Genomic DNA, 26568 nt, shown 5'->3' on the forward strand with positions numbered 1-26568 from the left:
GTTAATGCATCATTCTTTCTTCAGAAGGAATCACGAGGAATGGAATTTTCGTATGATAGACGATCTCATTGATCACAGGCTTAAAGATGAGATTCTCGAAGAAGTTATGACGGTTATGGATCATAACTAGTAAGTTGATCTTGTGTTTGGTTTGAAACTTCTCGATGGCACCTACCACATCGGTGTCGTCCGCTATGTGGAAAAGGTGGGCATTGTCTTTGAAATAAGCGTCCAGATACGCCTTAACCTGCTTCTGTTCGTTGTTTAAGGGTTCTCCGTAGTAGGCATTCAATATATTCAGTCGGGCCAGTTGCAAGTCACAAATCTCACGAAGGAGGGATAAGTATGGATTGCTAGTGCTTAAACGGTAATCCGTTGGAAACAGTATCTCCTTAGGCGGTTCAAAACCAAAACCAGAAGGAACCGCTATCACCGGGCAATTCACTTTTTTAATGGCATACATGGTATGCGTTCCCAGGAAGATCTCTTGAGCACCCGTTGCTCCCTGAGTACCCATGACGATAAGGTCGATCCCTTTGGTTTCAACCAGATCCTGGATCTCATGGATCAGTAGATTGAAGGTAACCAACTTGATGAAATGGTGATTGCTATTGTTGAATTCGGACCTGATGGTCTCCTCAACCTCATCCATTTCACGTTCGGCATTCTCTTTAGTTACTCGTTGTAATTCCAGTGCCGAATAACTATCGGCCATACTTCCTACGTTGTAAGCGGCGGGTGTATACGTATGAAGCAGATAAAATTCGCAGGAGGAATTCTTAAACAATTGAACGGCATATCGGATAGCATTCATTGCGTTCTCCGAAAAATCGGTAGGTAATAGAATTCGTCTCATGGCGATTCGTTTAGTTTCGCGGCAAATTCTGTAACACTAGGAATGGGATCTTAATTTCCAATCCTATCTTTTCGACCTTTGAGGTAAATAGAAAGTCCTCCAAAAATGAGTGCCGCGAGTTTATCATCACTAAAAGGTCGGTGTTGTAGTTCTCCACGGCGTCGTTTATAACACCAGTTACATCAGTCCCCGGCAGCTGTAAGTAGGAGGGTTGTACCTGCTCCAGGCAATATTCGAGAAAGGCTTTATTATCTTCTTGTCTGAACGAAAGTTCGTCAAATTTGGAAATATGAAGAATCTTCAGCTTAGCAGCAAAATTTTGTGTTAAGGTACTCAGCAATTTCAGTTCTCTTCGCTGATAGGGCAGCATATAGTCCGTAGCAAAAAGTATGTTCTGCGGTTGAATTTCCTTATATGCTAAAGGAACAGCGAGTACCGGGCATTTTACATATTTAATCACCTGAAGCGTATTACTTCCGAAGGTAATATTTCGGTCGTCCGACTTACCCTTGGTTCCCATCACGATCACATCTACGTTTTCTAATTCGGCGATTTCATTGGCTTCATCCACTAATGCCCCAAAAACGGCAATAGGGTAATAATTGTGCCTCGGGTTGGGTGAGATAGTTTTCATCTCCTCTATTTTCCGATGTAATTCTTCATTGGACGCATGCAGTGCATTATCCTTTGCTGCGTTAATTTCCTTGCGACTCATACCCGGAGTGCTGTACACTTCATCTCCGTATGCATGCATCATGTAGAAATCGGTTCGATCGTACTTGAACAATTCCATCGCGTATTTGATGGCATTCATAGCATTGTCGGAGAAATCGGTAGGTATGAGTACTTTACGCATAGTTCTTGGTTTTTATGAATGCAATCAAAGTTATTGCTCGGGCCCTTCAGAAAAAATGATATATATCAGATGGAGAGGAATTAGGAATTCTTTAGGATGAATGGATTTGAATTCATTGTACCTTTACATCAAAAAGCTATGAAACTTTCAGCAATGCCATTACTTGCGATCACGACCCTGGTTCTGATCACGGTAGTAATTTTTTCAACTCTAAACTTCCCTTTCAGTTGGGTGTTTTTACTAACGACTTTCGGACAGGTACTCCTGGTTATCACGGTTTATAAGGTGCTTAGGGACGATTACACCACTGACAAGACCTTCGAAGATTACTACGAAGACCGACCAATTCGCGAAGAATACAGATAATTACGCACTACTCATGTAGTACCAGGAAAGGTATTTCGGTGTGATAACTGATCTTGGCAACCGCAGGCCTGAAAAGCAGGCGTTGGAAGAAATTCAGGTTCTTTGCCACCATGGCGATGATCTGAACACCCATAAGATCTATAAACGACTGTAACCCCTCTTCAAGCTTGGGGTTCTTGATGCAGTGAAAACTGTTCGACCTTCCCTCAAGTGCATCTCTCAGGTATTCCCGGTTCTTAATTTGTTCCTCGTTCAGCGCGTATTCGTCACTGGCAACCCGCAGGACTTTGATCGTAGATTCATGGACATCGGTAACCTTGAACAAGGTATCAAGTACTTTCTGCTTATAAAGAATATTAAAATCGGTAGGGAATACTATGTTCTCCGGCTTTTCGAAAACCGCACGTTCCGGTATGACAAGCACAGGTGATTTCACCCTTCTGATCACGGCTCCGGTATGGCTGCCAATTGTAACTTCCTTGAGCCCGGAAGCGCCTTTGGTACCCATGATGATAAGATCAATATCCAGTTCGCGCACGGTGTTCTTTATTCCTTCAACGAATAAGGAGTGAACTACCCGAACATCTATATTGGCTTTGCATCGAGGGTATAGGGTCTCGATCTTAAGCATTAGCTTCTTAAGTTGCTTCTCCTTCGTCTTCCCGGGATTATCTATAATGGAAATACCATTTGCATGCAGATCGTCACCATTAGACACACTTCCCGAATAGACTATATGCAATAGATGAATGTTCACTGGCATATTATTATAAAAAGCCAGCGAATATTCTATTGCATTCCACGAGTTAAGTGAAAAATCGGTGGGAATAAGAATTCGCTTCATTCTTTAACTACACTTAGAAGCAAAAATAGGCGGCTCCGGAGGCGTAAAGAATGATATATGTCAGTTTTAAAAAATTACTCGATATGCTTGAGTCCCTCCAGATCTACAATCCTGATATTTCGGCCTTCGATCTCGATGAGCCCGTCTTTCTTGAATCCGGACAGGGTTCGAATCAAACTCTCAGTAGCGATTCCGGCAACACTTGCCAGGTCGTGACGGGAAATTTTAATGTTGTCGTTCTGCTTTTTATTCAGAATTTCCGCAAACTGTAAAATTGTAGAGGCGGTTTTTTTGCGCACCGAACTATACGCCATTTGAAGCAATTGTTCCTTGATATCGGATAAATTCTCTGTGAGCACATTCATCAACTCAAGGGAAACCGCATTGCTTTTTGAAAGTATGTCTTTCAAAATATTCTTTGATACGACGGCGAGTTCCACATCCTCCACGGCTGTTGCCGATTCCTGATAAGGAAGCGCCTCTTCGAAAGAGGTAAAACCTAGAAAATCGTCTGGTTTGTGGAGTTCCGTGATCAACTCCTTTCCGTTCTCGTCCATCTTGTGACTCTTCACGATGCCTTTCAGGATTAGGAAAATATTATTAGAATGCCCTCCCTCTTTATAAATGGTTTCACCTTTACCGTAATTGGCGATCTCACCGTTGTCATCGAAGAAGTTCTTAAGTTCGTTCAGGTTCCGGATGGAATCGTCGTCATCTTTGCTAACCTTACTCTCCGCGTTTGTTTCCATTGCCTGTTTCAGCAATTCAGATTTTGCCAGGCGACTTTCTATTGCACTTATGAGTTCGCCCTCTTCAAAGGGCTTGGTAATATAGTCGTCTGCCCCGAGATCCATTCCTTTTCGAATTTCTTTATGCTCGGTTTTAGCAGACAGGAATATAAAAGGTATATGCTGCGTCTCATGGTTATGAGAAAGTGACTCCAGCACACCATATCCGTCTACTTCAGGCATCATAATATCACAGACGATAACATGCGGATGTTCGGCCTTAGCTTTTTCTATTCCTATCCTGCCATTAGAAGCAGTGCTAACAGAGTAGCCTGATAATTCAAGTATTTCCGCGGTATTTTCACGCAGTGCTGAATCATCTTCAATTAGAAGGATGTTTTTAATCATAAATTACCCATAGTTGGGATAGTAACCGTAAAGGTACTTCCCTTGTTTTCTTCACTTGTAAAGGTAATGGTACCATCAAGGTTTTCCAAATGGTTTTTTACAATATTCAGCCCGATCCCGGTTCCTTGGTTGAGCAGGGCATTTTCCGCCCTGAAATAGCGATTGAATATAAACTTCTGTTCGTTTTTTGGGATACCCATACCCTCGTCTTCTATTTCGATAGTTAGTCTCTCTCCCTCCGAACGGACTCTTATGTCGATGGAAGTGTTTTCAGGGGAATACTTGACCGCGTTATTGACAAGATTGGTTAAAGTAAGCTCAAGGATCTTTTCGTCGAAATCAATCATTATGTCATCTATCCCAAGAGGGTAATTGATTATCTGTCCTTCTTTGAGTAGCATATTTGCCCCATAGATCACTTCGTTGATTACCTTACTAAGAGGAAATATATTGTATTTATAATTTACTTTTCCGCTTTCCAGACGTTCGATCGACAAGAAGTCATCCAGAATATTATTGAGGTATTTCACCTTATTGTGAATGGTCTTGATGTGTTTCTCTCGTTTTTCCTGCTGTTCACTTTCGGTATACTTCCCTGCCAGGGTTGCTGATGTGAATATTCCGCTGAGGGGAGTTTTAAACTCATGGGACACAAGGGATAGGAATTTGGTCTTCAGCTCACTTAGCTCCCTTTCCTTCCGAAGTGATTCTTTTATTTTGTTCTCTGCCTTCTGCCTTCGTTCGACCTCCTTTTCCAGCTTTTCTATACTCTTCTTAAGTTCCTTTGTACGTTCAGCAACCTTATTCTCCAATTTAGAGTTAAGCGTCGTTATTTCCTCTTCCTGTGTTTTTCTGACAGTAATGTCGATGATCAATGCCATCACATAGGACTTTCCGTAGATATCAAAAGGATTGAGACCAGCTTCTACGGGAAATTTCGATCCGTCCTTTTTCACCCCGTATAAGTTTCGTCCCTGGCCCATTTGCCGTTTGGAACTCTCACCCATAAAAGATGAAAAATGTGACTTGTGCTGCTTATGGTATTCCTTCGGAATGAGAATATTAAGTGGTTTACCTACAAGTTCCTCTTCTTCATAACCAAAAAGTGAGTTCAGGGAATGGTTAGTAGCTACGATGATCTGTTGGTCATTAACAACCACGATACCTTCGGAAATAGCTTCAGTAAGAATCTTATAGATATCATCACTTTTGTTAAATACCTCCATATTTCAAAAATAGGTATTTTAAAAATTCTACCTAACTGATATATATCATAAAATGTATGCCCTTCTGAATTTAATTTTATGGAAACAAAAAACATCAAATGACCTATATTGAAAAACCACAAATTGCCTTTTACCAGAAAGTGGGGGAATTATTCTATGCCGTCGCCGCTGCCGACAAGGTAGTTCGCGAATCTGAATATGACGCGCTGAAGAAATTGGTACGCGATGTGTGGTCGAAATACGACAGCAGTGTGGATGATTACAACTCACAGGCGATCTACCAGATGGAGGTGGTTTTCGACTGGTTCGATTATGAACGCACAGACGCTGATGCCTGTTTCGAAAGTTTTGAAAATTATTTGAAAGAACACCCATCGCTGTTTACCGAGGAGCGTAAAAAACTAATTTATCTTACCGCTAACGAAATTGCCGATGCTTTCTCCGGAAAGAATAAATCGGAACTCATCATACTCGCTAAACTTCAACTCCTGCTGGCCACATAAAAATTACATTCATTCGTGTTGCACAGAACAGTAAAGAGGCGTTCTTCATTGCTGAGGAATATCATATTTATTGAAGTGTTTAGCGGCTATTTTTACTACATTAAGAACTGTATTATGAAACAATTTCTTTTAATTCTATCCCTACTCTTGTTGCTAAGCGGTTGTAAAGACGACCCTAAAAAGGAGGTCGTTGATGAACCCCTCATAGAAGAGTCCGATCCCATGATGAACGATACGATCGTGGCAACAGAAGGTGACCTTGACCTGCAACGACAGATCGATGTTGAAATCCGAAAGAAACAACTGGTAGAGAAGCCGGACGAACGTGAACAACTTGAGGAATTGATCATCTCTAAACAATTTCTCAAGGAAGAAGACCTCTATACTATTGATTTCAAATATCCTTACCTCAACGAAACCCTGAAGCCTTCATACGTAAACTTCAATGAATACATTTCCGAAACATACCTGGATCTGGCTGGTGTGGAAGCTCAAATACTCGAAGATAAGGAGCTACTCTGTGACACGCTTAGAATTAACAAATTCAGAGAAAAAAGATATGTGGACTACAAGGTGTACAATGTGAACGAAAAGCTCGTAAGCGTGCTGTTTTACAAAGAGAATTTCTATTCAGGAACCTTACATCCCTCCTATACGTTCGATTGCCTGAACTTCGACCTGGACCGTTCGGTTTTCATGAATTACGAAGATTTCTTTATTGAAGGTTCCGAAGAAGAACTGAGAAAGATCCTCAACGAGATCCTCGTAGCAAAGATCGAATCAGGAGAAGTGTATTATGACTGCTGGGGTATTTCTGAAGAAGACTTCTTTGAATACAAGGATAACTTCGTGGTGGACGACAAAATGGTAGAATACTATTTTGACGATTGTGTGATCTGTCCTACCTACACGGGCAACTTCTCCGTTGAAATTCCATTGGAAGAACTACTGCCCGTATTGCGCCGATACAACCTGAATCCACTGCAATTATAACTCCATATATCGCGATGAAAAGCTCATTTAAGGATATTATTTCGGGCAACGATCTTGTACTGGTCGATTTTTCTGCCGAATGGTGTGGTCCATGCAAGGTGCTGGGACCCATTTTAAAAGAAGTGAAAGAGGAAATTGGAGACAAGGCCCGAATTGTGAAAATCGACGTTGATAAAAACCAGGGGTTGGCAACGCAATTCAATGTGATGGGAGTACCTACCTTGATCCTATTCAAAAACGGAACACAGGTTTGGAGGCAATCCGGCGTGATGCAGAAACAGGACTTGTTATCTTTACTTCGGGAAAACATATGATGAAACCATTAAATGAATATATTGATCACACCTATTTGCATGCGGCGGCATCACCGGATGACATAATTCAATTGTGCCGTGAAGCACAGGAATATGATTTCTATGCAATTTGTGTAAACAGCAGTTATGTTTACCTGGCCAAGAGGGAGTTAAAAGATTCAGAGGTAAAGATCGCTTCCACAGTTGGTTTCCCTTTAGGAGCCTGCTCCACCAAGGCAAAAGTTACTGAAGCAAGACAAGCTATAAAGGATGGAGCGGACGAAATCGATATGGTCCTCAATGTTGGTTTTCTGAAATCAGGTCTCCATAAAAGTGTAAAAGAAGATATAGAAGCCGTAAAAAAAGCCATTGGAAAAAAGGTTTTGAAAGTAATACTGGAAACCTGTTACCTAACAGATGAAGAGAAAAAGATCGCCTGTCTTATAGCCGATAAAGCAGGAGCAGATTACGTTAAGACGTCCACCGGTTTCGGTAGTGGCGGTGCAACGCAGGATGATGTGAAACTTATGAGATCCTCCATTGGCAATGCTGTAAAGGTGAAGGCCTCCGGGGGTATCGGATCCAGAGTTGAAGCTTTGGAATATATAGAGCTAGGAGTGGATAGAATAGGAACTTCGCGAGGAATACATTTAATTAAAGGAGCTTCAGAATAAATCTATGAGCACGCATCTTGAAGCCCGACCGGGCGAAATAGCCGAATCAGTTTTATTGCCGGGTGATCCTATGCGGGCAAAATGGATCGCCGAAACCTTCCTGGAGGACGCGATATGCTACAACGATGTCAGGGCGATGCTGGGCTACACAGGCACCTACAAGGGCAAACGAATTTCGGTGCAAGGTTCAGGTATGGGGATTCCCTCCACTTTGATCTACTGTCATGAGCTAATAACGGAATACGGCGTAAAGAATCTAATACGTGTAGGAAGTGCGGGTTCGTATCAGCCGAACATTAATCTCAGGGACATTGTAATTGCAATGGCCGCCTCTTCTACTTCAGGTATAAATAACTCCCGATTCATCAATGCAGACTACTCCCCCACGGCCAATTTTGAGCTCTTAATGAAAGCTACCGATTATGCCCGGAAACACGGAATTCCTGTTAAAGCGGGAAATGTACTTTCCACCGATGAATTCTACGAAGACGATCCTGAAGCCTACAAATTGTGGGCAGAATATGGAGTCTTATGTGTTGAAATGGAAGCCGCGGGTATATATACCATAGCCGCCAAACACAATGTAAAAGCACTTGCCATCCTAACGATTTCGGATTCTCTTGTGAGCGACGAGCGTTCCACCCAGGAGGAAAGGGAGAGCACGTTTACTCAAATGGTTGAAATAGCCTTGAATACCCTCATCAAATAAAAAAGGGGCTCCTTTCGGAACCCCTGTTCAACATGCAATTAGCCGTACAATTACATTTTAAAGGTAATGACCGGTAAGTCTGAATGATTTACCAAATCCTCACTTATACTTCCGGAGAAGAAATGAGCCAAACCTTTGCGACCATGAGTTGGAATGGCTATCAGATCGGCATCTACTCTATTGCTATATGTGAAGATACCTTCTTCGATGGAGTAAGCGCTGTAATACACCACGTCGTTAACGCTAAATTCGCCGTTTACACCAGCTTCTATAAAGAAATCGGCTACTTTTTCCTCCATTTCCTGAGTGCTTCTGAAACCATCTCCGGGAGTGTTTATGTAGACCAATCGCATATTAATGCCAAGCTTATCGAACAATTTCTTAGCCTTTAGGAATGAACTTACATTCTCCTTATCGAAATTGTTAGCAAAGATCACTTTACCCATAGGTTCATTTCTCATTCTGTTCTTAACAACAAGTACAGGGATTTGAGAAGATCGAACTACTTTCTCTGTATTAGAGCCTACGAATACTTCTTTTAATCCACTAGCTCCGTGTGATCCCATTACTATAAGATCTGCGTTGAATTCCTTAGCTACTGAATCGATCTCGTGGAATAATTTATAATTCTGAACGGTTGTTTGTACTTCAATTCCTTTCAGATAGTCACGATCCAGGAAATCCTCAAAACGCTTCTCGGCTAATTTCATATAATACATAGCTTCAAATACTTCCTGGGAATCGTCCTTAGTAAGTACAGCCTGGGAAAGCCCCATCATGTGGAGTGCAACCAAGGAAGCATTGTGCGTTCTAGCCATTCTCGCAGCCACTTCCAAAGCGTATTCGGAATGTGTGGAGAAATCTATGGGTACTAAAATAGTTTTCATGTTATTTGGGTTTTGGTTTGCTAGAATTAGTGATTAAAGGTGGTTTCTTTTCTTTTCTTAAGCTGTCTCGACAGGTCGTTTAAAGTCTCCTTAACCGCTACTTCAAAATTCTCTTCTTTTGATGAAGCGAATATCTTTGGCCCGGGAAGGCTAAGCTCGATCTCACAGATCTTCTTGCCCATAGCATCCTTCTCCTTTTCGAGTTTAAAATGAACGTTGGCGGAAATCAGCCAGCTGTACTTACTAGCCAATTTATTCAGCCTTTTTTCGGTAAACGCCGTAAGAGTTTCGCTCGTTGGCATTTTAACGTATTGAATTGAAATTGTCATACCTGTTGTGATTTAATTATATTCAAATTTACTTTTCTGGTCATGGAAAAAATATGATACATGTCATATCGCTTGATTTCCAGCACTTCTCAAACGATACCGGCACTGCTGTTACAGGTTTCTAACGTTTGAATGTTTTCTGAATTGCATTACAATATTCCTGATTTTTATCATAGCCTCCAAACGCTTTATTGCTGAAATTTGAAGTAAACTATCGATTATGAGAGTTTTACTTATAATCGCAAGTATTTTTTTGCTTGCCTCTTGCGACCCGAATACCGAAAAGATCCAACCTGAAAAAATGGAACTAACCGAATCGGTGTACGCTTCTGTGACCGTTCAACCCGATAGTCTCTATAAAGTCTTTACAACAGTAAACGGAATACTGGACGAGCTATACGTGGAAGAAGGGGATAGTGTTCGGAAAGAACAGGAATTACTCAAGATCGTCAATACAAATTCATCCTTAACGTCGGACAACGCGAAACTGGCCTACGAACTGGCACGCAATAATTATTCAGGGCAGTCTGCACTTCTCAATTCCCTTATAGACAATATTGATGCGGCTAAACTGAAGCTTTCCAATGACTCCCTGAATTATTTCAGACAAAAGAATTTATGGGACCAGAAAATTGGATCCAAAGCACAATACGATAATAGCAAGCTGGCTTACGACCTGTCGAGGAATACCTTAAACCGACTTCAGAACGAATTTGCCCGAACGAAAGAAGAACTCCGAACACAACTGGAACAGGCAGAAAACCAGTACAAATCTTCCCTGGTCACCTTTGGGGATTTCACGATCCGGAGTAAGCTACAGGGTACGGTTTATTCTGTTTACAAGAATCCAGGGGAACTGGTAAGCACAATGGAGCCAATTGCCACCATAGGTTGTTCCGATAAATTTATAATCGAACTCCTGGTAGACGAAGTAGATGTGGTTCAAATCCGTGAAGGACAGCAATTGATCGTGGTGCTTGACGCTTATGGTGACAGAACATTCAAAGCAGAGATCTTCAAAATCCTGCCGGAAAAAGACTACCGCAATCAAACATTTACCGTAGAAGCGCGATTTCTGGATATTCCGGAGCGCCTATATCCCGGGCTTTCAGGAGAGGCTAATGTGATTATTGCTACCAAAAAAGACGCCCTGGTAATTCCCCGGGAGTACCTTATAGACCAAAACAGGGTGCTCACTGAGGCGGGTGAGGTGGAAATTGAAACCGGACTAATGAACCTTCAATATGTAGAGGTGTTATCAGGAATTACAGCAGAAGACTGGATACAAAAGCCAGAACGATGAACCAAAGAAAGGTCTTAGTAACCATTGCAAAAACGCATTTGCTCAGTAAAATAAGGCAAACCGCGACTGCTGCTCTGGGTGTTACCTTCGGAATTGGTGCCTATATCACTCTCGTTTCCTTTATGACCGGTCTCAATAAAATGCTGGATGATATGATCCTCAACCAGACTCCCCACGTGCACATTTACAACGAGATACAACCTTCAGAAAAACAACCTATTGCACTCTATAGTGAATTTGAAAATGCCATGAACGTGGTTCATTCAGTAAAACCAAAACAAAACCAGAATCGAATACATGATGCACTTCCCATGATCAGTCATCTTAAAGGAGATCCTAACGTTCTGAGTGCCCTGCCACAGGTTCGGGCACAAGTATTCTATGTGGCGGGGTCCATAGAAATGGGCGGGGTGGTTACAGGTGTGAACATCATGGAGGAAGTGGAATACTTCAATTTTCGGGACTACATAGTGGCAGGTAAGCCCGAAGATCTGAAAAATACCAACAATGGTATACTGTTGGGTATTGGCATTGCTGAAACCATGTCGCTTAAAGTGGGCGACAGGGTACAGGTGACCTCAACGAATGGCACGGTCTTTCCGCTTAAAATTGTGGGGTTTTTCCAAAGTGGTTTGGCCGACATTGACAACTCCAGAAGCTATACCACTATTAAGACAGCACAGAAATTAGTAGAAGGCGCGGCTAACTATATCACCGACGTAAATCTAAAACTTAAGGATATCTCCCTTGCACCAACTATTGCCCGGTCCATCGAACAGCAATTCAACCTGAGGGCGGTCGACATCAACGAAGCGAACGCTCAGTTCGAAACAGGTACAACCATACGAAACCTGATCACTTATGCCGTATCCATTACCCTGCTTATTGTGGCTGGTTTCGGAATTTATAATATCCTGAATATGCTTATCTATGAAAAGATGAACGACATAGCCATCCTGAAAGCAACCGGATTCTCGGGAAGTGATGTCCAATGGATATTCATTATGCAGGCGCTCATTATTGGAATCGTAGGTGGTATCTTAGGCCTGCTAATCGGGATCGGTCTTGCTCATCTTATCGATGGAATCCCATTCGAAACTGAAGCCCTTCCTACCGTTACAACCTATCCGGTAAATCACAATCCGTGGTATTATGCCATCGGTATCACCTTTGCTATAGTATCGACTTTTTTCGCCGGCTACCTCCCATCGCTCAGGGCAAAACGAGTTGATCCGGTTAAGATCATTAGAGGTCAATGATATGAACAGCGTACTTGAAGCGAGACATATCGACAAATATTTCAGGAAACCCGTTGAATTCCACGTGTTAAAGGACATCAATCTTGCGGTGAAACGCGGAGAATTTGCTACGGTGATGGGAAAATCGGGATGCGGTAAGTCGACCTTACTATATATCCTTTCCACCATGGACACAGACTATAACGGGGAGCTATGGCTCAAGGGCGAACTCGTTACCGGCCTGGAATCTGATCGTTTGTCGCATATCCGAAACAAGTACCTGGGATTTGTTTTTCAGTTTCATTATTTACTTTCTGAATTCACCGTGCTGGAGAATGTAATGCTGCCAGCAAAGAAGCTGGCGGTTAAAACGGCCGAAGAGATCAGGGAAGATGCGATGCAGAAATTAAGGATACTCGAAATAGATCATCTGGCTAAGAAGCGGGCGAATCGGATTTCGGGAGGTGAGAAGCAACGTGTGGCTATTGCACGGGCACTAATAAATGACCCCATCATACTTATGGGCGATGAACCCACCGGAAACTTGGACAGTCAGAATGCTGAAAATGTATTTCAGATATTTAAAAAGCTGAGTGACGAACAAGGGCTATCCTTACTCATTGTAACGCATGATCTTGATTTCGCTAAAAGGACGGATCGTATCATAAGTATGGGGGATGGTAAGATTTTGGTTTCGTAGAATGTTGCGAAATCCAATGGTTTCTCAGTGCAAATCAAAAAGTGAATACTGCGTATTCTTTTTTTTTTCCCTCAAGCTTAACGAAATGAATTTCGTACGCTTTCGGAAATAAAAAAGTGATTCATTTCTGAATCACTTTTTGGTTAAGTCGGGATGACAGGATTTGAACCTGCGACCCCACGCCCCCCAGGCGTGTGCGCTAACCGGGCTGCGCCACATCCCGAAATTGAATGCAAAAATAATGAATTTCAAAGGTTCAGCAAGTGGTTAGTAGTTCTTTTCTTTTTATGGTTTCCTCAAAACAAAAAATAGCGACAATTAAGCCGCTATTCTTTGCAAATAAATCAATCAACTAAAGGTAACAACTATAAATACCTTAGATAAATAATAAATGTGTTCCTTCCTGGTCGGCTCTTGAATAGAAATCACCTATGGTGATTATACCGTCCAGTTCATCGATAAAATCTTCTCTTTCCAAATGGAACATATCCACCGCAAGTTTGCAACCCCAAAGCTTACATCCGGAATCCGAGAGTATTTCAAGGAACTCCCCTACCGGTGGCATATCCAGTTTCTCCATTTCCTTCTTCATCATTTTTGTGGCAAATGCCTCCATACCGGGCAGTCCTCCAAGCATTGTTGGTATGTGCATTGCAGGGTTACCCACGGTTGCTACGTGTAAGTGTTCCAGTTTTTTCTTCTGAACTGCTTCCAGGCCGAAGAAGGTAAAAAATATCTCCGCATCGATACCTTCCATTCTAGCTCCATTAGCCATAACAAATGCTGCATAGGCATTCTCAATAGTTCCTTTTGAAAGGATGAAAAGCATCTTTTTTACTTTAGTTTCTCCCATGATATGAGTTTTATCCTGTTTATTTTATTCGTTCTTAAATACAGCTCTTAGGCTTAGGTATACCTGCAATAAGAGTGGAAACTTTAAGTGGTCCACCCGGGAACAAGCTGTAGAATTCCTTCACATTGATCACCCCGCTTTTCTTAATACCACGAATAGAGAGGGCCTCTTCCTTATGATGCTTATCCTGAAGATAGTCTATTACCTCCCAATGCCTATCGGTGAGTGTAATATTCTTCTCAGCCGCAAGTTCCTGGCCTACTTCCCGGTTCCACTGACTAAAATCGAGCAGATACCCTTCTTCGTTAACATCTATTTCTCTTTGTGCGATCATTTTTTTCATGGTCTTCTATAATTATGAATTAACAGTTTCTAGTTTTTTTCCCTTTTCATTCATTTTTGCCGGAACAAATGGTATTGGCACTCCTTTCAGCAACATATTCCAATACACCCAACGGAATGCCAGCTTACCCATGTGGTTAAAGCGGCTTTCCTTCAGCAGGCGTAATGGGCCGATTCCCGGAATTGGAAACGTCCCCTCAACAGGTTCGTGCTCATAGTTGAAATCGATCAATAAGGCTTTGCCATTACCAGTCTCCACGAAGCAATTCGCATGACCGTCAAATTCTTCTTCCAATTCATCTCCCTTAATATAGCTCAGGATGTTATCGGTAAGAATCTCTGCTTCAAAGTGAGCAACCGATCCCGCTTTTGAGGTAGGAATGTTGGTCGCATCACCAATTACGAACATATTTTCGTATTCCTTGCTTTGCAGAGTGCCCTTATGAGTAGGTATGAAATTCAAGTCATCTCCCAAACCAGAACGTTCTATCACCGAATCTCCCATATTCGTAGGAACGGTAACTAGCAGATCGTATTCAACTTCTACATCAGCATAGTCTATGATCTTGTTGTTCTCATAGTCCACCCTTTCTATGTTAAAGCTCGTGACCTCATTAATATTTTTTTCATTTAGTAAGTAATCCAACGCTTTTGCCGCTCGGGGCTTCGTAAAGGCACCATCCAAGGGAGTAACGTAAGTGATATCAACTTTGTCTCGCATTCCCTTATTCTTGAAATAAGAATCGGCAAGGAAAGCAAATTCCAATGGAGCTACGGGACATTTAATAGGCATTTCAGTGATATGAACTACTAGTTTACCACCCTCAAATTCGCGTAATTTATCGCGCAATCCCTTTGCGCCTTCATAGGTGTAGAAATCGAAGATGTTCTTATGCCACATGGGGCCATCCATACCTTCAGTTTCGTCCGGCGCAATGGTTGAACCAGTGGCTACAATTAGAATATCATAACCTAAACTCTCTCCACCTTCCAGCTTCACGCTGTTCGCTTCCGGTTGAATGAGTTCGATTTTTTTCTGAATATAATTTACCGATTTGGGAACGAATTTGGTTCCGTCCTTCTTCACCTGATCTTCTGTGTAAATATCAAATGGTAAAAACAAGAATCCCGGTTGATAATAATGTGTTTTGTGCTGGTCTACTACAGTGATCTGCCAATCATTTTTTGAAAGTTTCTTGGATAAATGATTGGCCATCATCGTGCCGGCAGTTCCGGCTCCAAGAATTACAAGATTTTTCATGCTGGTGTATTTTACAATTGGGAACAATTCCCCTTGTTTTTCGAGGATAAAATTAAAGTCAGTATTCAGAATGAATTATGATAAATGTCATAAGGACAATTACACCCTCGAAATCATGATGAATGTCATATTTCCTCATCTAATCCGTAGATAGCTTTGTGGCTACAATTAAGAATAATAACGACGGCTATTCATTGGATTCAAATCCTAAGGACTGTTTTCGGGATAGCTATTAAACCATAAATCATGAGAAATATTCTTAGTATTCTTACCTTCCTCTTTTCACTCGCTGTGTACTCACAAGCGGGTCACATCATGCAAGGTGTTGGTGCGGTCAATATGTCAATGGGTGGTGCCGCCACAGGGCAACCCACGGATATTTCGGGGGCTCTTCACTGGAACCCGGCAACCATTTCTTCTTTCGATAGCGATATACTGAAGCTGGATATAGGGTTGTTCTTCTCTTCTCCTGAACTGAGTTCTACCGTGCCTGTATTCGATAGCATGGGTATGCCAACAGGACAGTTCTTTAGTGGTGTTACTGAAGACGACAGAGGAGTATCTCCACTACCTAACATTGCAATGGTTTGGGGTGCATCCGATAGTAAACATACCTTCGGTGCTTCCGCTTTCGGAATCAGTGGATTTGGGGTCACCTTCCCGGAAAATGCTATGAACCCTATCAACGCGCCACAAAATTTTGGTGGTTTCGGACGAATTGAATCAGACTATAGCCTGTTGCAACTTGGTTTCACATGGGCATACCAGATCTCGGAACAATTCTCCATTGGTGTGCAACCTACCTTTAACTATGCCACCCTGGAATTAATGCCTAACCCAACAGCCAACCCAACCGCATTTGGTTATCCATCTACCGATAAAGCCACAGCACTTGGATTTGGTGGTCAAATAGGACTTTACTACGACACAGGAGTAGGATTTAAATTTGGTACATCTTATAAAACCATGCAGTCTTTTGGTGATTTCGAATTGGAAAACACTTACTTAAATGGTGCAACCAATACCAATGATCTGGCACTCGATTATCCGGCAATCTGGTCGTTCGGAGCAGGATTTTCCGAAGGAGACTTTGATATAGCTTTAGATTACCGCATTGTGGATTATGAAAACACAGACGGTTTCTCAGAAACAGGATGGACACAAACAGCTTCTGTAGCAGGATTTGGATGGAAAAACATCAGTGTTATTTCTGCAGGTGTTCAGTATAAAGGTGTGGACAGGTTACCACTACGGCTTGGATATACTTACAGTTCAAACCCAATCGAAAGTGATGTAGCTTTCTTCAATGTGCCGGCAACTGCCATCATTGAAAATGCTTTCCAATTCGGATTGAGCTACGAGGTTAACGACGCAATTAAACTGGACGGAGTATTCCACTACGGTGCGAGCAACGGAGCCACTTCAGGTCCATTACTCAACCCAATGTTCATCTCCAATTTCCCACCTTATGGAGCAATACCAGGAAGTGAAGTTTCATACGATATGACCACCTCTTTGGTAATGGTTGGAGCCAGTTATACCTTCAAAACCAAAACAGAACAAACAGAATAATATCTCAATTGGTTAAAAGCTGAACTATTTAAAGGCCGGTCAGGCTGGTCTTTAAATAGTTCTTTATTTTTACAAAACAATTTTTTAATTGAATGTCCGAGAGCTTTCCTTTTATAGCAGCAATGTTTGCCTCTATACTCCATGTGATCACAGGACCCGATCATCTTGCCGCGGTTACCCCCTTCGCCTTGGTTGCCAAACGAAAAGCCTGGAAAATTGGTCTGGCGTGGGGATTAGGACATCTTTTCGGGATGGCCATCATTGGTCTTTTAATGGCTGCGTTTTCAGAAGTAATCTCTATTGAGGAAATCTCTGATTATTCGGAACAGATCGTAGGATTGTTACTCGTTGGCATAGGACTGTGGGTCATCTACAGGATAGTTCGTCCGGGTAGGGCACATAAACATATGCACGTTCATGCGGGTGATAAAAGCCTGATACACTCCCACCCACACGATCATTCCAAACATCCAAGTCACGATCACAGTCATACCAAACTTCGAAAACAAGGTAAACTCGCTGCTTTCGGGATAGGTATCATACATGGACTGGCGGGGCTTGTGCACTTTTTTCTATTTCTGCCAGTTCTGAGTTTTGAAACCTGGCCGGAAGCTCTTGGCTATATTGGTGGATTTAGCCTGGGTATCCTTATCGCCATGACAGCCTATGCTTTTACCATAGGTTCGGTAGCATCACTGGCTAAGGATCGTCACAATGAATCATTCTTCACTGGAATTCGATTGGCAGCAGGCTTATTTGCGATTATTGTAGGGGTGTACTGGATCTTGTCGTTCTAACAAATTCGAGGCAATTGCTCCCCGATCAACGGACTCACAATACGCTTTCCTCCTATAAGGCTATGGAGCACAACTTTTGGAGATTCCTTACTTGAAACTTCCCCAATGCATCTAGCTTGCCTTCCCTTATCTGATTTCCGCAGTAAGGTTACAACATGCTGCTCTATTTCAGGATCGACTATAGCAATGAATAACCCTTCGTTTGCCACGTACAAAGGATCGAGCCCAAGAATCTCACAGGCCGCGGCTACCTGTTTTTCCAGAGGGATGTCTTTCTCGTAAATATGAACTTCTTTATTGGTATCCATAGCTATTTCCGTAAGAACGCCGGAAACACCTCCACGTGTTGGATCGCGCAGGAGGTGAATTTGCTCACCAAATCCGTCCAGAAGATCTTTCACCAGGTAATTGAGATTGGTGGAATCACTAATAATATCCGATTCAAATTCCAGTCCTTCACGCTGTGTCATGATCGCCATTCCGTGTTGAGCGATAGGTCCGCTCACGATGATCTTGTCACCTACTTTTACCCTGTCCATTGAAATATTCGCCTTGGGATGAACCTTTCCAATACCTGTGGTATTGATAAAGATCTTATCTCCCTTACCACGTTCAACTACTTTGGTATCTCCGGTAATCACCTGCACACCACTATCGTTGGCAGCTAGTTTGATAGATCTAACGATCTTTATAAAATCATCCATACTTAGACCTTCCTCCACAATAAAAGCCAGTGATAGGTACTGCGGAATAGCGCCGCACATGGCTACATCGTTCACGGTGCCGTGAACAGCCAATTCACCAATATTCGCTCCTTTGAAGAAAATAGGGTTTACTACGAAACTATCGGTTGATACCGCAATCTTAGAGTTTATCTCGAGGATAGCACCATCGTGTTTGGTGTTGAGATACGGATTGTTGAACGTTTTAAAAATTACCTCGTCCAGCAATTCCCGCGTCATTGTACCGCCACTGCCGTGTCCGAGGTTTATAGTTGATCGTTCCAGCTTGGATTCACTCATCTATGAATGTCTTAATGTGTTTCTGAAAAATTGTAATAGGCAGCACAGGCTCCTTCCGAAGAAACCATGGGCGCACCCAAAGGATTTGACGGTGTACAGCGCTTACCGAATTCCGAGCATTCATGAGGCTTTTTAATGCCTTTCAGAATAGCCCCCGCAATACAACTAGCATGTTCTTCAGTATTTATATCTCCAACACCAAATTTCTTCTCAGCATCAAACTTAGCGAAATCCTCACGTAGGACGTATCCACTATTCGGTATAGTCCCTATACCTCTCCAGTCGCGGTCGGCCACCTCGAACACCTTGCTTATCACTTCCTTCGCAGCGATATTCCCTTCGTCTTTCACGATGCGAGAATACTGGTTTTCAACTTTTGCCTTACCTGCTTCCAGCTGTGAAACCGCCATAAAAATCCCTTGTACGAGGTCCAGTGGTTCGAAGCCGGTTACAACCACAGGGATATTGTGTTTTTTCGTCAATTCCTCGTATTCCGAAGTTCCCATGATCGCACATACATTTCCGGCTCCAAGAAAAGCGTCAATATTGCAAAATTCGTCATCCAGTATGGCTTCCATGGCCGGCGGAACCAGTACATGAGAGACCAGTATGGAATAGTTGGTTACTCCCTCCTTTTTGGCGTGCAGTACCGACAAAGCATTTGCCGGAGCAGTTGTTTCGAATCCAACTGCAAAGAATACCACTTCCCTGTCAGGATTCTCCTTTGCGATCTTCACGGCTTCAAGTGGTGAATACAGCACACGCAGGTCACCTCCCTCCGCTTTCGCCTCCAGTAAGCTCTTTTTGCTTCCGGGTACACGTATCATATCCCCGAAGGAACAAACGATCACTCCTTGTTCCATTAAAGCTAATGCCTTATCGATAAGCTGAAGAGGGGTAACGCAAACCGGACAGCCAGGACCGTGGATCATCCGCACTTTTTCAGGAAGCAGATCTATGATCCCGTTTTTGATGAGACCATGGGTCTGACCTCCGCAGACTTCCATAATGTTCCATGGCTGCGTCACCGTTTCTTCGATGCGTTTCAGGTAGTTCCTGGTAGTCTCCAGGTCTCTGTATTCGTTTAGGTATTTCATTGGTTATACGGTGTACAATGTACGTAATACATCAACTGTCCCAGCGAGATGTTTTCATCGTTAGGCGATAAATTTCGGTGAAAATACAGTTTACATTCGTCCCCAACTATGCGATTTATCATGTCGATTAAAATTGTATTCTGAAATACGCCGCCGCTGAATGCCATCTTCTTAACTCCGTGAAGCTTCGACATTTGCTCAATTACACTTGCCAGGGTATAAATGAAATTAGCCAAAATCCGCTCAGTTTCCAATCCATCCTGAAAATCAGCCACAATACAATTCCATATCTCATGAGTGGGAACCACAGAGGAATTGGATAATTGAACGTAACACTTGAGATCTGACAAATCAACTCCCGAAAGCCGACTCTCCATTAAAATGGCTGCCTGGCCTTCGTACTGGTTGGAATCTGCTATGCCCAGCAGTGACGCTACAGCGTCGAAGATCCGACCCACCGAAGAGGTTTTCAATGTATTGTTCTTCTTCATTTGATCATAGATTCGGATCTCTTCCGTACTGAATTTATCCGTGATCCATTCCGAAGAACTGTCTTCCGAAAGAGAAAACAATGGGAGTCGCGTATCTTTTGCCATTTTGTCTCCGGCCATCCATTCAAAATAATCGAAGTGGGCCACTCGCTCCATTTTACCTTCCTCGTACAGGAAGAACTCTCCACCCCAGATGTTACTATCGTCTCCGTAACCGGTTCCGTCCCAAACCACGCCCAGTACTTTATCTCCCAAATCGAACAATTCGTGTTCTCCCAAAACAGCCGCAAAATGCGCCTTGTGATGTTGGATCTCCAAATATTCGATGCCCTTCTTTTTTGCCAGTTCTTTTCCGTACTGAGTGCTGAGATAGGCAGGATGTTTATCTGTGAGGATGACTTCCGGCTGCGCTTCGAAGATGTTCAACATTTTGGAGACATTTTCGGTGAAGCGATCATAAACTTCCGAATTATCGAGTACACCCAGGTACTCACTCACGTAGGTGAAGTCATTCGGAACAAAAGCAATGGTGCTTTTCAGGTTTCCTCCAAGGGCTACTATTTTTTTCTGAATAGTTGTATCGTTCTTACTAAAGTTCGGTGCATAGCCCCGCGACCTTCTGAATAGCAAAGGCATCCTGCTTTCCGAAGTGATCTTCACTACCGAATCGTCCTGTGGGTTTGATATTTCCAGGTTGTGATGGAAGAAATAATCGACTACTTTTCCCAGTTTCTCTTCGGCTTCCTTTCTATCGCTGAGTATTGGCGAACCGTGAAGATTACCGCTAGTGGCGATAACAGGCACTTTAAGTTCATCAGCGAATAGCTTCATCACAGCCGAGTAAGGCAACATAACTCCTAGTTGTTTCAAACCCGGAGCTACTTCCTGCTGAACAATTTCACCGCGATATCCTTCAGAAGAAAGTATGACAATAGGGCGTTCAGTAGAAGTGAGTAACGTTAATTCCTCCGGCTGAGGGTCGAAATCCTTTTTCACCATATCCAGAGAAGGGTACATTAGGGCAAAAGGCTTATCCGGGCGGTTTTTATTTATTCTGAGACGCTTAATGCTGGATTCCAAAGTAGCATCGCAGCATAACAGGTAACCCGAGGTATTTTTAATAGCAAGAATATTTCCTTCACGGATCAATCGTCCCATTTCAGAAAAGATCTCAGCGCTGTCAAGATCGAGCTTTTGTCCGTCATTAGTGGTTAATTCGTATTGAACACCACAAGTAGAGCAGGAATTTGTTTGTGAATGAAATCTTTTGTTCGCTGGATCCGTGTATTCCTTCATGCAGGGATCGCACATAGGAAATTTATCCAGCGATGTATTTTCACGTTCAAAGGGAAAGGTTTCGGTAACGGCCCAACGCGGACCACAATGCACACAGGTAGTAAAAGGATAATTGTATCGCCGGTTTTCTTTATCCTGAATTTCACCGGCACAGCTATCGCAAATGGCGAAATCAGGTGTGAGTTGAAGGTTTAAATTACTTCCTTTTTCCGAAGGAACAATTTGAAAATCTTCAAAGGTTTTGGAGCTCACCGGTTCAATACTGTGATCCACGATCTTTGAAACCTTAGGTGGATTAGCGATCAACTCTGAGTAAAACAAAAGTGCCATCTCTTTTTGTCCGAGTATGAATATAATAACACCTTCCTCATTATTGGATACGCTGCCTTTAAGCTGAAAACGCTGGGCTAAGGTATAGACATGAGGTCTGAAGCCTACACCCTGAACCTGTCCGGAAATTGAAATTTTATAGCATTCTTGCATTCAAAATACTGCCTGTGAGATGGATAAATTTACAATTTTCTCGAATGCAACTCTTCTGCTAAATCCAGTATTTTGACAATTAGTTTGGAAACCGCTTTCTTAACCTTATCACTAAGTCCGATTGACATTGGATCGATCCGATCGATCGAAACCGTGAACAGATAAATCTCGGGGACGTTTTCCATCAGGTAGGCTGCTTCTATCATTTCTTTTAGGCCTACGCCATGTACACTAAGTGTAGGAGGATAGTCTGCAGCAAACTTGGGCCGAATCAAGGAAATTGTTCCTTCTTCCTTTGCGTCCATTGTGGCATCTACAAATACGATGGTATCATACGAATCGAAACAATTCAACATTAGGAAACCACCCGTACCGCCATCCAAAATTTCCAGGTTATCCGGCAATTCAAGTTCAGACAAAGCCTGGATAAGATGGACACCAACCCCTTCGTCTCCCATCAGGTAATTACCAACTCCCATCACTAAAACGGAGTCGGATTTGTCTTTTTCAAAGAAGTAAGCATCACTGCTAACTGAGATTGAATTTCTTTTGGTAGTCTTCATTTTCAATAGATTTTATTCCGCTGCTTCAAATTCTTCCTCTTCTTTCTCTTCGGGTGTATCCACTTCTTATTATACTTTCGTAATAAGTATCTTGTTTTTCTTTGATTATAAGCATGATCGAAAAATGTACTTATAGCGACTTCAATTGAATTGATTGTTAGGAAATTAGACGATTCAATTTAATAATATATCACCCTCTATAACATGACAGTTATCATATTTCGAGTAATACTGTAGCAATAATTTTACCTTGGATTTATAGTAACCGCTTATACGATCGAAATGCACGAAATGTCCGTCGCTTTAGGCATTGTTTCAATTGCTGAAAAAGAACTGGAAAAAACAAACGCTAAACAAGTCGATCTTATCGAACTTGATATCGGGGATTTGGCCGGGATCGAATTGGATTCACTAAATTTTGTATGGCCTACAGCTGTAAAAAACACCGTATTAGAAAACGCAAAAAAGAAGATCAATATCATTAAAGGTCGAGCAAAATGTGTTGATTGTGAATCGGAATTTGAGCTTGAGAATTTCTACGACCAATGTCCGAAATGCGAAAGTTTTTCAAAAACAATTCTTTTTGGTAAAGAACTGCGTGTTAAGTCTTTAGAGATTTCATAGCGTTTTTATTTCTTCACGAAGAATAATTTAATTTCTTCACATATTGAAATGAAACTTTGCAATATTTTTCGCTGTGATTTGCGAATTGAGCAAAAGGTTTGTTATTGATTATTGTCATATTTCCGATGGTATGGTTGTGTTACATTTAGATCGTACCAAAATTCTTGTTCATGCTAAATAATAATATAGACCGGAGTAAGCTAATGGACGTTCTTTGGAAAGTCCATCGCAAAAAACGACACATCGGGCACGACGACATTTCGAAGATTGCGAATCAGTTTGAAATGTCCCGAATGGAACTCGAAGGTGTTGTGACCTTTTATCATTTCTACCACAGGATCCCCAGTGGAAAATGCACTATCTATTTAAACGATTCCATAGTATCGGAATTATCAGGCAGGAAAGAAGTCCTTGAGGCGTTTGAGGATGCCCTGGGAATTAAGCTGGGACAGGTCACTGCCGATGGCAGATTTGGTTTGTTTAAGACTCCCTGTATAGGGCTGAGCGATCAGGAACCTTCATGCCTGATTAATCTCAAACCGTTTACCAACCTTACCCCGGAAAAAGTGTACAAGATCATCGATCGCCTCAAAGAAGGTGATAAGATCAGGGAGATATGTGACGAGCCTGAGACGAACATCAGGTATACTCCTGAAGAAGACCGAACTGTATTCTTCAAGCCTTATACTCGCTTCTCAGGATTATCAAATCTGCACAGATATTCTCCAGAGGAAATAATCGAATTGGTAAGAGAATCCAAACTTACCGGCCGCGGTGGTGCCTTCTTCCCAACTGGGCTAAAATGGCAGTTCTGCCGACAGAATGAAGCCGACATTCGTTACCTGATTTGTAATGCCGACGAAGGTGAGCCGGGTACGTTCAAGGACAGAGTATTACTTCAAAAATATCCTGAAACGCTTATCGAAGGTATGATTCTAGCAGGCTACGCCATTGGCGCAAGTGTAGGTGCAATATACTTGAGAGCTGAATATATGTATCTTAAAAAACGATTGGAAGCCCTGCTTCAGGATTATCGAAACAATGGTTGCCTTGGAAAGGATATTAAGGCGAAACAAGCTTTCGATTTTGATATTTATATCCACATGGGTGCCGGAGCTTATGTTTGTGGTGAGGAAACCGCATTGATCCACTCTATGGAGGGAAAACGCGGGGAGCCAAGTACCAAGGAATACTTCCCCGTGGAAAAAGGATTTAAGGGGAAACCCACTGTAGTGAATAACGTAGAAACCCTTTGTGCCGTGCCAAGAATACTGAATATGGGATTGAGTAAATACCTCGAACTAGGAACCGAACTCACACCCGGCACTAAGCTCCTCAGTGTCTCTGGAGACTGTGAGAGACCTGGATTATATGAGATCGAATGGGGTATGAAACTACGTGATTTCCTCAAACTCGTGGGTGCAAAGAATACCAAGTTTGCTCTCTTCAACGGTTATGCGGGAGAATGTTTGAGTCCAATCGATTTTGATCGCGACATCTCAGGTGAGAATATGATAGGTGACCACGAACTATTCCAATTCAAAGACCGTGATCACTACTCCGCAAGAATGTCCGGTGTAGGGTTGCGTGCCGGTGGTTCGGTCATGATCTTCAATGAAGAACGAGACGTACTGGGTACGTTGAAAAATGTGGCCGATTTCTTCGTACATGAATCCTGCGGAATATGTGTTCCATGCCGAACAGGTAACTTCCTGTTGAATAAAAAGATCGACAGAATCAAATTGGGTCACGGAGAAGAGAAAGACTTACAGGAGATCAAGGAATGGAGTAAGATCATTAAAACAACGAGTCGCTGCGGACTAGGTAAAGCATCATCCAATGCGCTCAACGATGCCATATTCAAATTCCCGGAAGTTTTCGGAACGGTTCTTTCTGAAAACACCGACTTCAATAAGGCATTCAATCTAAAGGATGCAACCGATCATTACGACCAAATAATTAACGAAATGACTGCCGACTATGAGTAACCTGGTAAACATAAAAATCGATGGCAGGCCTATGCAGGCTGAAGCCGGAATGAACCTGGTAGATGTTGCCAAACAGAATGGAATTTATATCCCTACACTCTGTTATTTTAAAGAACTGAATCCACTGGCTACCTGTAGGATCTGTACCGTAAAAATAAACGGCAGGGAGACAACAGGATGTACGGTTGCGGTTTCCGAAGGAATGGACATTGAAGTTAATACTGCTGAATTGCTCGACAATCGAAAAGCAATCATCGAAATGCTCTATGCTGAAGGTAATCACTTCTGCCCATCCTGTGAAAAGAGTGGTAATTGCGATATGCAGAACCTGGGATACGACATGGGTATTACAGTAACTCGTTACCCACACGTGTTTAGTGATAAGATAGTCGACTTCAATCCTAAGCGCATGATCATGGAATCCAACCGCTGTATACTCTGTAAACGCTGTGTGGAAGAAGTGAAAACCAAAGACGGCAAGGATGTGTTCTCCTTCGTTCAGCGAGGAGTGAAGACCCGTGTTCATATCGACTACGAACAGGAAGCAAAACTCAGCGAAGCTGAAGCGCTACACGCGATGAATATTTGTCCTGTTGGAGCTATTCTTGTAAAAGGAATGATTCAGGAGCAGCCATTCGGTGAGCGGAAATATGACCTTTTGGGCAAGGATATTCTACCCCAGGTTAAAGAAGACCTGTTACGAGCTACTGAGGATGGTAAGTTTATAGTGGCCACAACATCACTGGCAGGCTGCTTCGGATGCCATATGTCGTTACTAGATATTGACACCGACCTGCTGGATGTTCTTGAAATAGTTGAATTTAATAAATCGCCGCTAACTGACATAAAGAAATTCAGTAAGCAATGTCACATAGGTCTGGTAGAGGGAGGATGTGCCAATTCTGAAAACGTGGAAGTACTTCGTGAATTCCGTAAGAAATGTGATATCCTGGTTGGATTTGGGGAATGCGCTATTATGGGTGGAATTCCCGCTATGAGAAATTTCGTCTCTCTCAAAGAGTGTCTCGAGGAAGCCTATATCAACGGTGTGACCACGGAAGTTGGCGCGGACGTGATTCCAAATCATGAGGACATTCCAAAGTTATTGAACAACGTATATCCCTGTAATGAAGTAGTGAAGATCGACTATTACATTCCAGGATGTCCGCCTAACGCTCAGCACATCTGGAAAGTGGTAAAAAGTATTCTTCTGGGAGAAGAATTTTCCATTGCCCACGATGAATTTAAATACGATTAACCGCCTTG

General features: G+C 42.4%; 28 protein-coding genes and 1 tRNA gene. 14 read left to right on the forward strand and 15 right to left on the reverse strand.

The annotated features are described in order from the left end of the window. Position 1: 1 nt before the first annotated feature. Both J1N09_RS08205 and J1N09_RS08210 read right to left on the reverse strand, forming a co-directional pair. Positions 2–856, reverse strand: coding sequence for a universal stress protein (locus tag J1N09_RS08205; RefSeq protein ID WP_265199630.1), 855 nt, complete (start codon positions 854–856; stop codon positions 2–4). A 10-nt stretch (positions 857–866) separates the two neighbouring features. Further along, positions 867–1712 (reverse strand): universal stress protein, encoded by an 846-nt coding sequence (locus tag J1N09_RS08210; RefSeq protein ID WP_265199631.1) that lies wholly within the window; start codon positions 1710–1712, stop codon positions 867–869. 138 nt (positions 1713–1850) lie between these two features. Between J1N09_RS08210 and J1N09_RS08215 the strand changes: the two genes are divergently transcribed. Beyond that, positions 1851–2078, forward strand: a complete 228-nt coding sequence (locus J1N09_RS08215; RefSeq protein ID WP_265199633.1) for a hypothetical protein — start codon at positions 1851–1853, stop codon at positions 2076–2078. Between the two features lie 7 nt (positions 2079–2085). Here J1N09_RS08215 and J1N09_RS08220 read toward each other — a convergent pair whose 3' ends face one another. The 3 genes from J1N09_RS08220 to J1N09_RS08230 all read right to left on the reverse strand — a co-directional run bounded on the left by J1N09_RS08220 (position 2086) and on the right by J1N09_RS08230 (position 5284). Beyond that, complete coding sequence (locus tag J1N09_RS08220) at positions 2086–2922, reverse strand: universal stress protein (RefSeq protein ID WP_265199635.1); 837 nt, start codon at positions 2920–2922, stop codon at positions 2086–2088. 74 nt (positions 2923–2996) lie between these two features. Continuing rightward, positions 2997–4055, reverse strand: coding sequence for a response regulator (locus J1N09_RS08225; RefSeq protein ID WP_265199686.1), 1059 nt, complete (start codon positions 4053–4055; stop codon positions 2997–2999). Continuing rightward, positions 4055–5284 (reverse strand): PAS domain-containing sensor histidine kinase, encoded by a 1230-nt coding sequence (locus tag J1N09_RS08230; RefSeq protein WP_265199636.1) that lies wholly within the window; start codon positions 5282–5284, stop codon positions 4055–4057. The genes J1N09_RS08225 and J1N09_RS08230 overlap by 1 nt, the downstream gene beginning before the upstream one ends. Positions 5285–5382: 98 nt before the next feature. Between J1N09_RS08230 and J1N09_RS08235 the strand changes: the two genes are divergently transcribed. The 5 genes from J1N09_RS08235 to deoD all read left to right on the forward strand — a co-directional run bounded on the left by J1N09_RS08235 (position 5383) and on the right by deoD (position 8456). Beyond that, positions 5383–5787, forward strand: a complete 405-nt coding sequence (locus J1N09_RS08235; protein ID WP_265199637.1) for a hypothetical protein — start codon at positions 5383–5385, stop codon at positions 5785–5787. Between the two features lie 114 nt (positions 5788–5901). Then, complete coding sequence (locus J1N09_RS08240; RefSeq protein ID WP_265199638.1) at positions 5902–6780, forward strand: RsiV family protein; 879 nt, start codon at positions 5902–5904, stop codon at positions 6778–6780. Positions 6781–6794: 14 nt separating this feature from the next. After that, complete coding sequence (gene trxA, locus J1N09_RS08245) at positions 6795–7094, forward strand: thioredoxin (RefSeq protein ID WP_265199639.1); 300 nt, start codon at positions 6795–6797, stop codon at positions 7092–7094. Then, a complete protein-coding gene (gene deoC / locus J1N09_RS08250; RefSeq protein ID WP_321160804.1) occupies positions 7091–7747 on the forward strand; it encodes a deoxyribose-phosphate aldolase in 657 nt (218 codons plus the stop codon). Before trxA ends, deoC begins: the two co-directional genes overlap by 4 nt. Before the next feature lie 4 nt (positions 7748–7751). Next, positions 7752–8456 (forward strand): purine-nucleoside phosphorylase, encoded by a 705-nt coding sequence (deoD, locus tag J1N09_RS08255; RefSeq protein WP_265199640.1) that lies wholly within the window; start codon positions 7752–7754, stop codon positions 8454–8456. A gap of 50 nt (positions 8457–8506) precedes the next feature. Here deoD and J1N09_RS08260 read toward each other — a convergent pair whose 3' ends face one another. Together J1N09_RS08260 and hpf are read right to left on the reverse strand one after the other, a co-directional pair. Continuing rightward, entirely contained in the window at positions 8507–9343 is an 837-nt protein-coding gene (locus J1N09_RS08260) for a universal stress protein (protein ID WP_265199641.1), read from the reverse strand. A gap of 26 nt (positions 9344–9369) precedes the next feature. Then, positions 9370–9672: a ribosome hibernation-promoting factor, HPF/YfiA family gene (hpf, locus tag J1N09_RS08265; RefSeq protein ID WP_265199642.1), complete on the reverse strand. Its 303-nt coding sequence runs from the start codon at positions 9670–9672 to the stop codon at positions 9370–9372. Positions 9673–9892: 220 nt separating this feature from the next. On the opposite strand from hpf, the gene J1N09_RS08270 reads away from it, so the two are divergent. The 3 genes from J1N09_RS08270 to J1N09_RS08280 are packed head-to-tail and all read left to right on the forward strand — an operon-like array spanning position 9893 to position 12913. Continuing rightward, positions 9893–10975 (forward strand): efflux RND transporter periplasmic adaptor subunit, encoded by a 1083-nt coding sequence (locus J1N09_RS08270; protein ID WP_265199643.1) that lies wholly within the window; start codon positions 9893–9895, stop codon positions 10973–10975. Continuing rightward, positions 10972–12234 carry an ABC transporter permease gene (locus J1N09_RS08275; RefSeq protein WP_265199644.1) on the forward strand — a complete coding sequence of 421 codons (1263 nt, stop codon included), beginning with the start codon at positions 10972–10974 and terminating at the stop codon, positions 12232–12234. The genes J1N09_RS08270 and J1N09_RS08275 overlap by 4 nt, the downstream gene beginning before the upstream one ends. A 1-nt stretch (position 12235) precedes the next feature. Then, on the forward strand, positions 12236–12913 hold the full coding sequence (locus J1N09_RS08280; RefSeq protein WP_265199645.1) for an ABC transporter ATP-binding protein: 678 nt from the start codon (positions 12236–12238) through the stop codon (positions 12911–12913). A gap of 148 nt (positions 12914–13061) precedes the next feature. On the opposite strand, the gene J1N09_RS08285 is transcribed toward J1N09_RS08280, so the two are convergent. From J1N09_RS08285 to J1N09_RS08300, 4 genes are all read right to left on the reverse strand, one after another. Further along, positions 13062–13136, reverse strand: a tRNA-Pro gene (locus tag J1N09_RS08285). Between the two features lie 153 nt (positions 13137–13289). After that, the gene (locus J1N09_RS08290) at positions 13290–13766 is read right to left on the reverse strand and encodes a DsrE/DsrF/DrsH-like family protein (protein ID WP_265199646.1); all 477 of its coding nucleotides are present in this window, start codon (positions 13764–13766) and stop codon (positions 13290–13292) included. A gap of 34 nt (positions 13767–13800) precedes the next feature. Next, the gene (locus J1N09_RS08295) at positions 13801–14109 is read right to left on the reverse strand and encodes a TusE/DsrC/DsvC family sulfur relay protein (RefSeq protein ID WP_265199648.1); all 309 of its coding nucleotides are present in this window, start codon (positions 14107–14109) and stop codon (positions 13801–13803) included. A 12-nt stretch (positions 14110–14121) separates the two neighbouring features. After that, positions 14122–15369, reverse strand: coding sequence for an NAD(P)/FAD-dependent oxidoreductase (locus J1N09_RS08300; RefSeq protein WP_265199649.1), 1248 nt, complete (start codon positions 15367–15369; stop codon positions 14122–14124). Between the two features lie 246 nt (positions 15370–15615). On the opposite strand from J1N09_RS08300, the gene J1N09_RS08305 reads away from it, so the two are divergent. Continuing rightward, a complete protein-coding gene (locus J1N09_RS08305; protein ID WP_265199651.1) occupies positions 15616–16941 on the forward strand; it encodes an OmpP1/FadL family transporter in 1326 nt (441 codons plus the stop codon). Between the two features lie 92 nt (positions 16942–17033). After that, positions 17034–17738: a sulfite exporter TauE/SafE family protein gene (locus tag J1N09_RS08310; protein WP_265199653.1), complete on the forward strand. Its 705-nt coding sequence runs from the start codon at positions 17034–17036 to the stop codon at positions 17736–17738. Here the strand turns inward: J1N09_RS08310 and hypE are convergent. The 4 genes from hypE to J1N09_RS08330 are packed head-to-tail and all read right to left on the reverse strand — an operon-like array spanning position 17735 to position 22690. Continuing rightward, positions 17735–18760, reverse strand: a complete 1026-nt coding sequence (gene hypE, locus J1N09_RS08315; RefSeq protein ID WP_265199654.1) for a hydrogenase expression/formation protein HypE — start codon at positions 18758–18760, stop codon at positions 17735–17737. The genes J1N09_RS08310 and hypE overlap by 4 nt on opposite strands. An 11-nt stretch (positions 18761–18771) precedes the next feature. After that, positions 18772–19857, reverse strand: coding sequence for a hydrogenase formation protein HypD (gene hypD / locus J1N09_RS08320; RefSeq protein ID WP_265199655.1), 1086 nt, complete (start codon positions 19855–19857; stop codon positions 18772–18774). Continuing rightward, entirely contained in the window at positions 19854–22127 is a 2274-nt protein-coding gene (hypF, locus tag J1N09_RS08325; RefSeq protein WP_265199657.1) for a carbamoyltransferase HypF, read from the reverse strand. The genes hypD and hypF overlap by 4 nt, the downstream gene beginning before the upstream one ends. A gap of 29 nt (positions 22128–22156) precedes the next feature. Then, the gene (locus J1N09_RS08330) at positions 22157–22690 is read right to left on the reverse strand and encodes a hydrogenase maturation protease (RefSeq protein WP_265199659.1); all 534 of its coding nucleotides are present in this window, start codon (positions 22688–22690) and stop codon (positions 22157–22159) included. 291 nt (positions 22691–22981) lie between these two features. On the opposite strand from J1N09_RS08330, the gene J1N09_RS08335 reads away from it, so the two are divergent. From J1N09_RS08335 to J1N09_RS08345, 3 genes are all read left to right on the forward strand, one after another. Continuing rightward, positions 22982–23314, forward strand: coding sequence for a hydrogenase maturation nickel metallochaperone HypA (locus J1N09_RS08335; RefSeq protein ID WP_265199661.1), 333 nt, complete (start codon positions 22982–22984; stop codon positions 23312–23314). Positions 23315–23484: 170 nt separating this feature from the next. Continuing rightward, on the forward strand, positions 23485–25302 hold the full coding sequence (locus J1N09_RS08340; RefSeq protein WP_265199662.1) for an NAD(P)H-dependent oxidoreductase subunit E: 1818 nt from the start codon (positions 23485–23487) through the stop codon (positions 25300–25302). Continuing rightward, on the forward strand, positions 25295–26560 hold the full coding sequence (locus J1N09_RS08345) for a 2Fe-2S iron-sulfur cluster-binding protein (protein WP_265199664.1): 1266 nt from the start codon (positions 25295–25297) through the stop codon (positions 26558–26560). The genes J1N09_RS08340 and J1N09_RS08345 overlap by 8 nt, the downstream gene beginning before the upstream one ends. Positions 26561–26568: the final 8 nt, after the last annotated feature.

The organism is Aureitalea sp. L0-47, assembly GCF_026126405.1.
Taxonomy (GTDB): domain Bacteria; phylum Bacteroidota; class Bacteroidia; order Flavobacteriales; family Flavobacteriaceae; genus Pukyongia.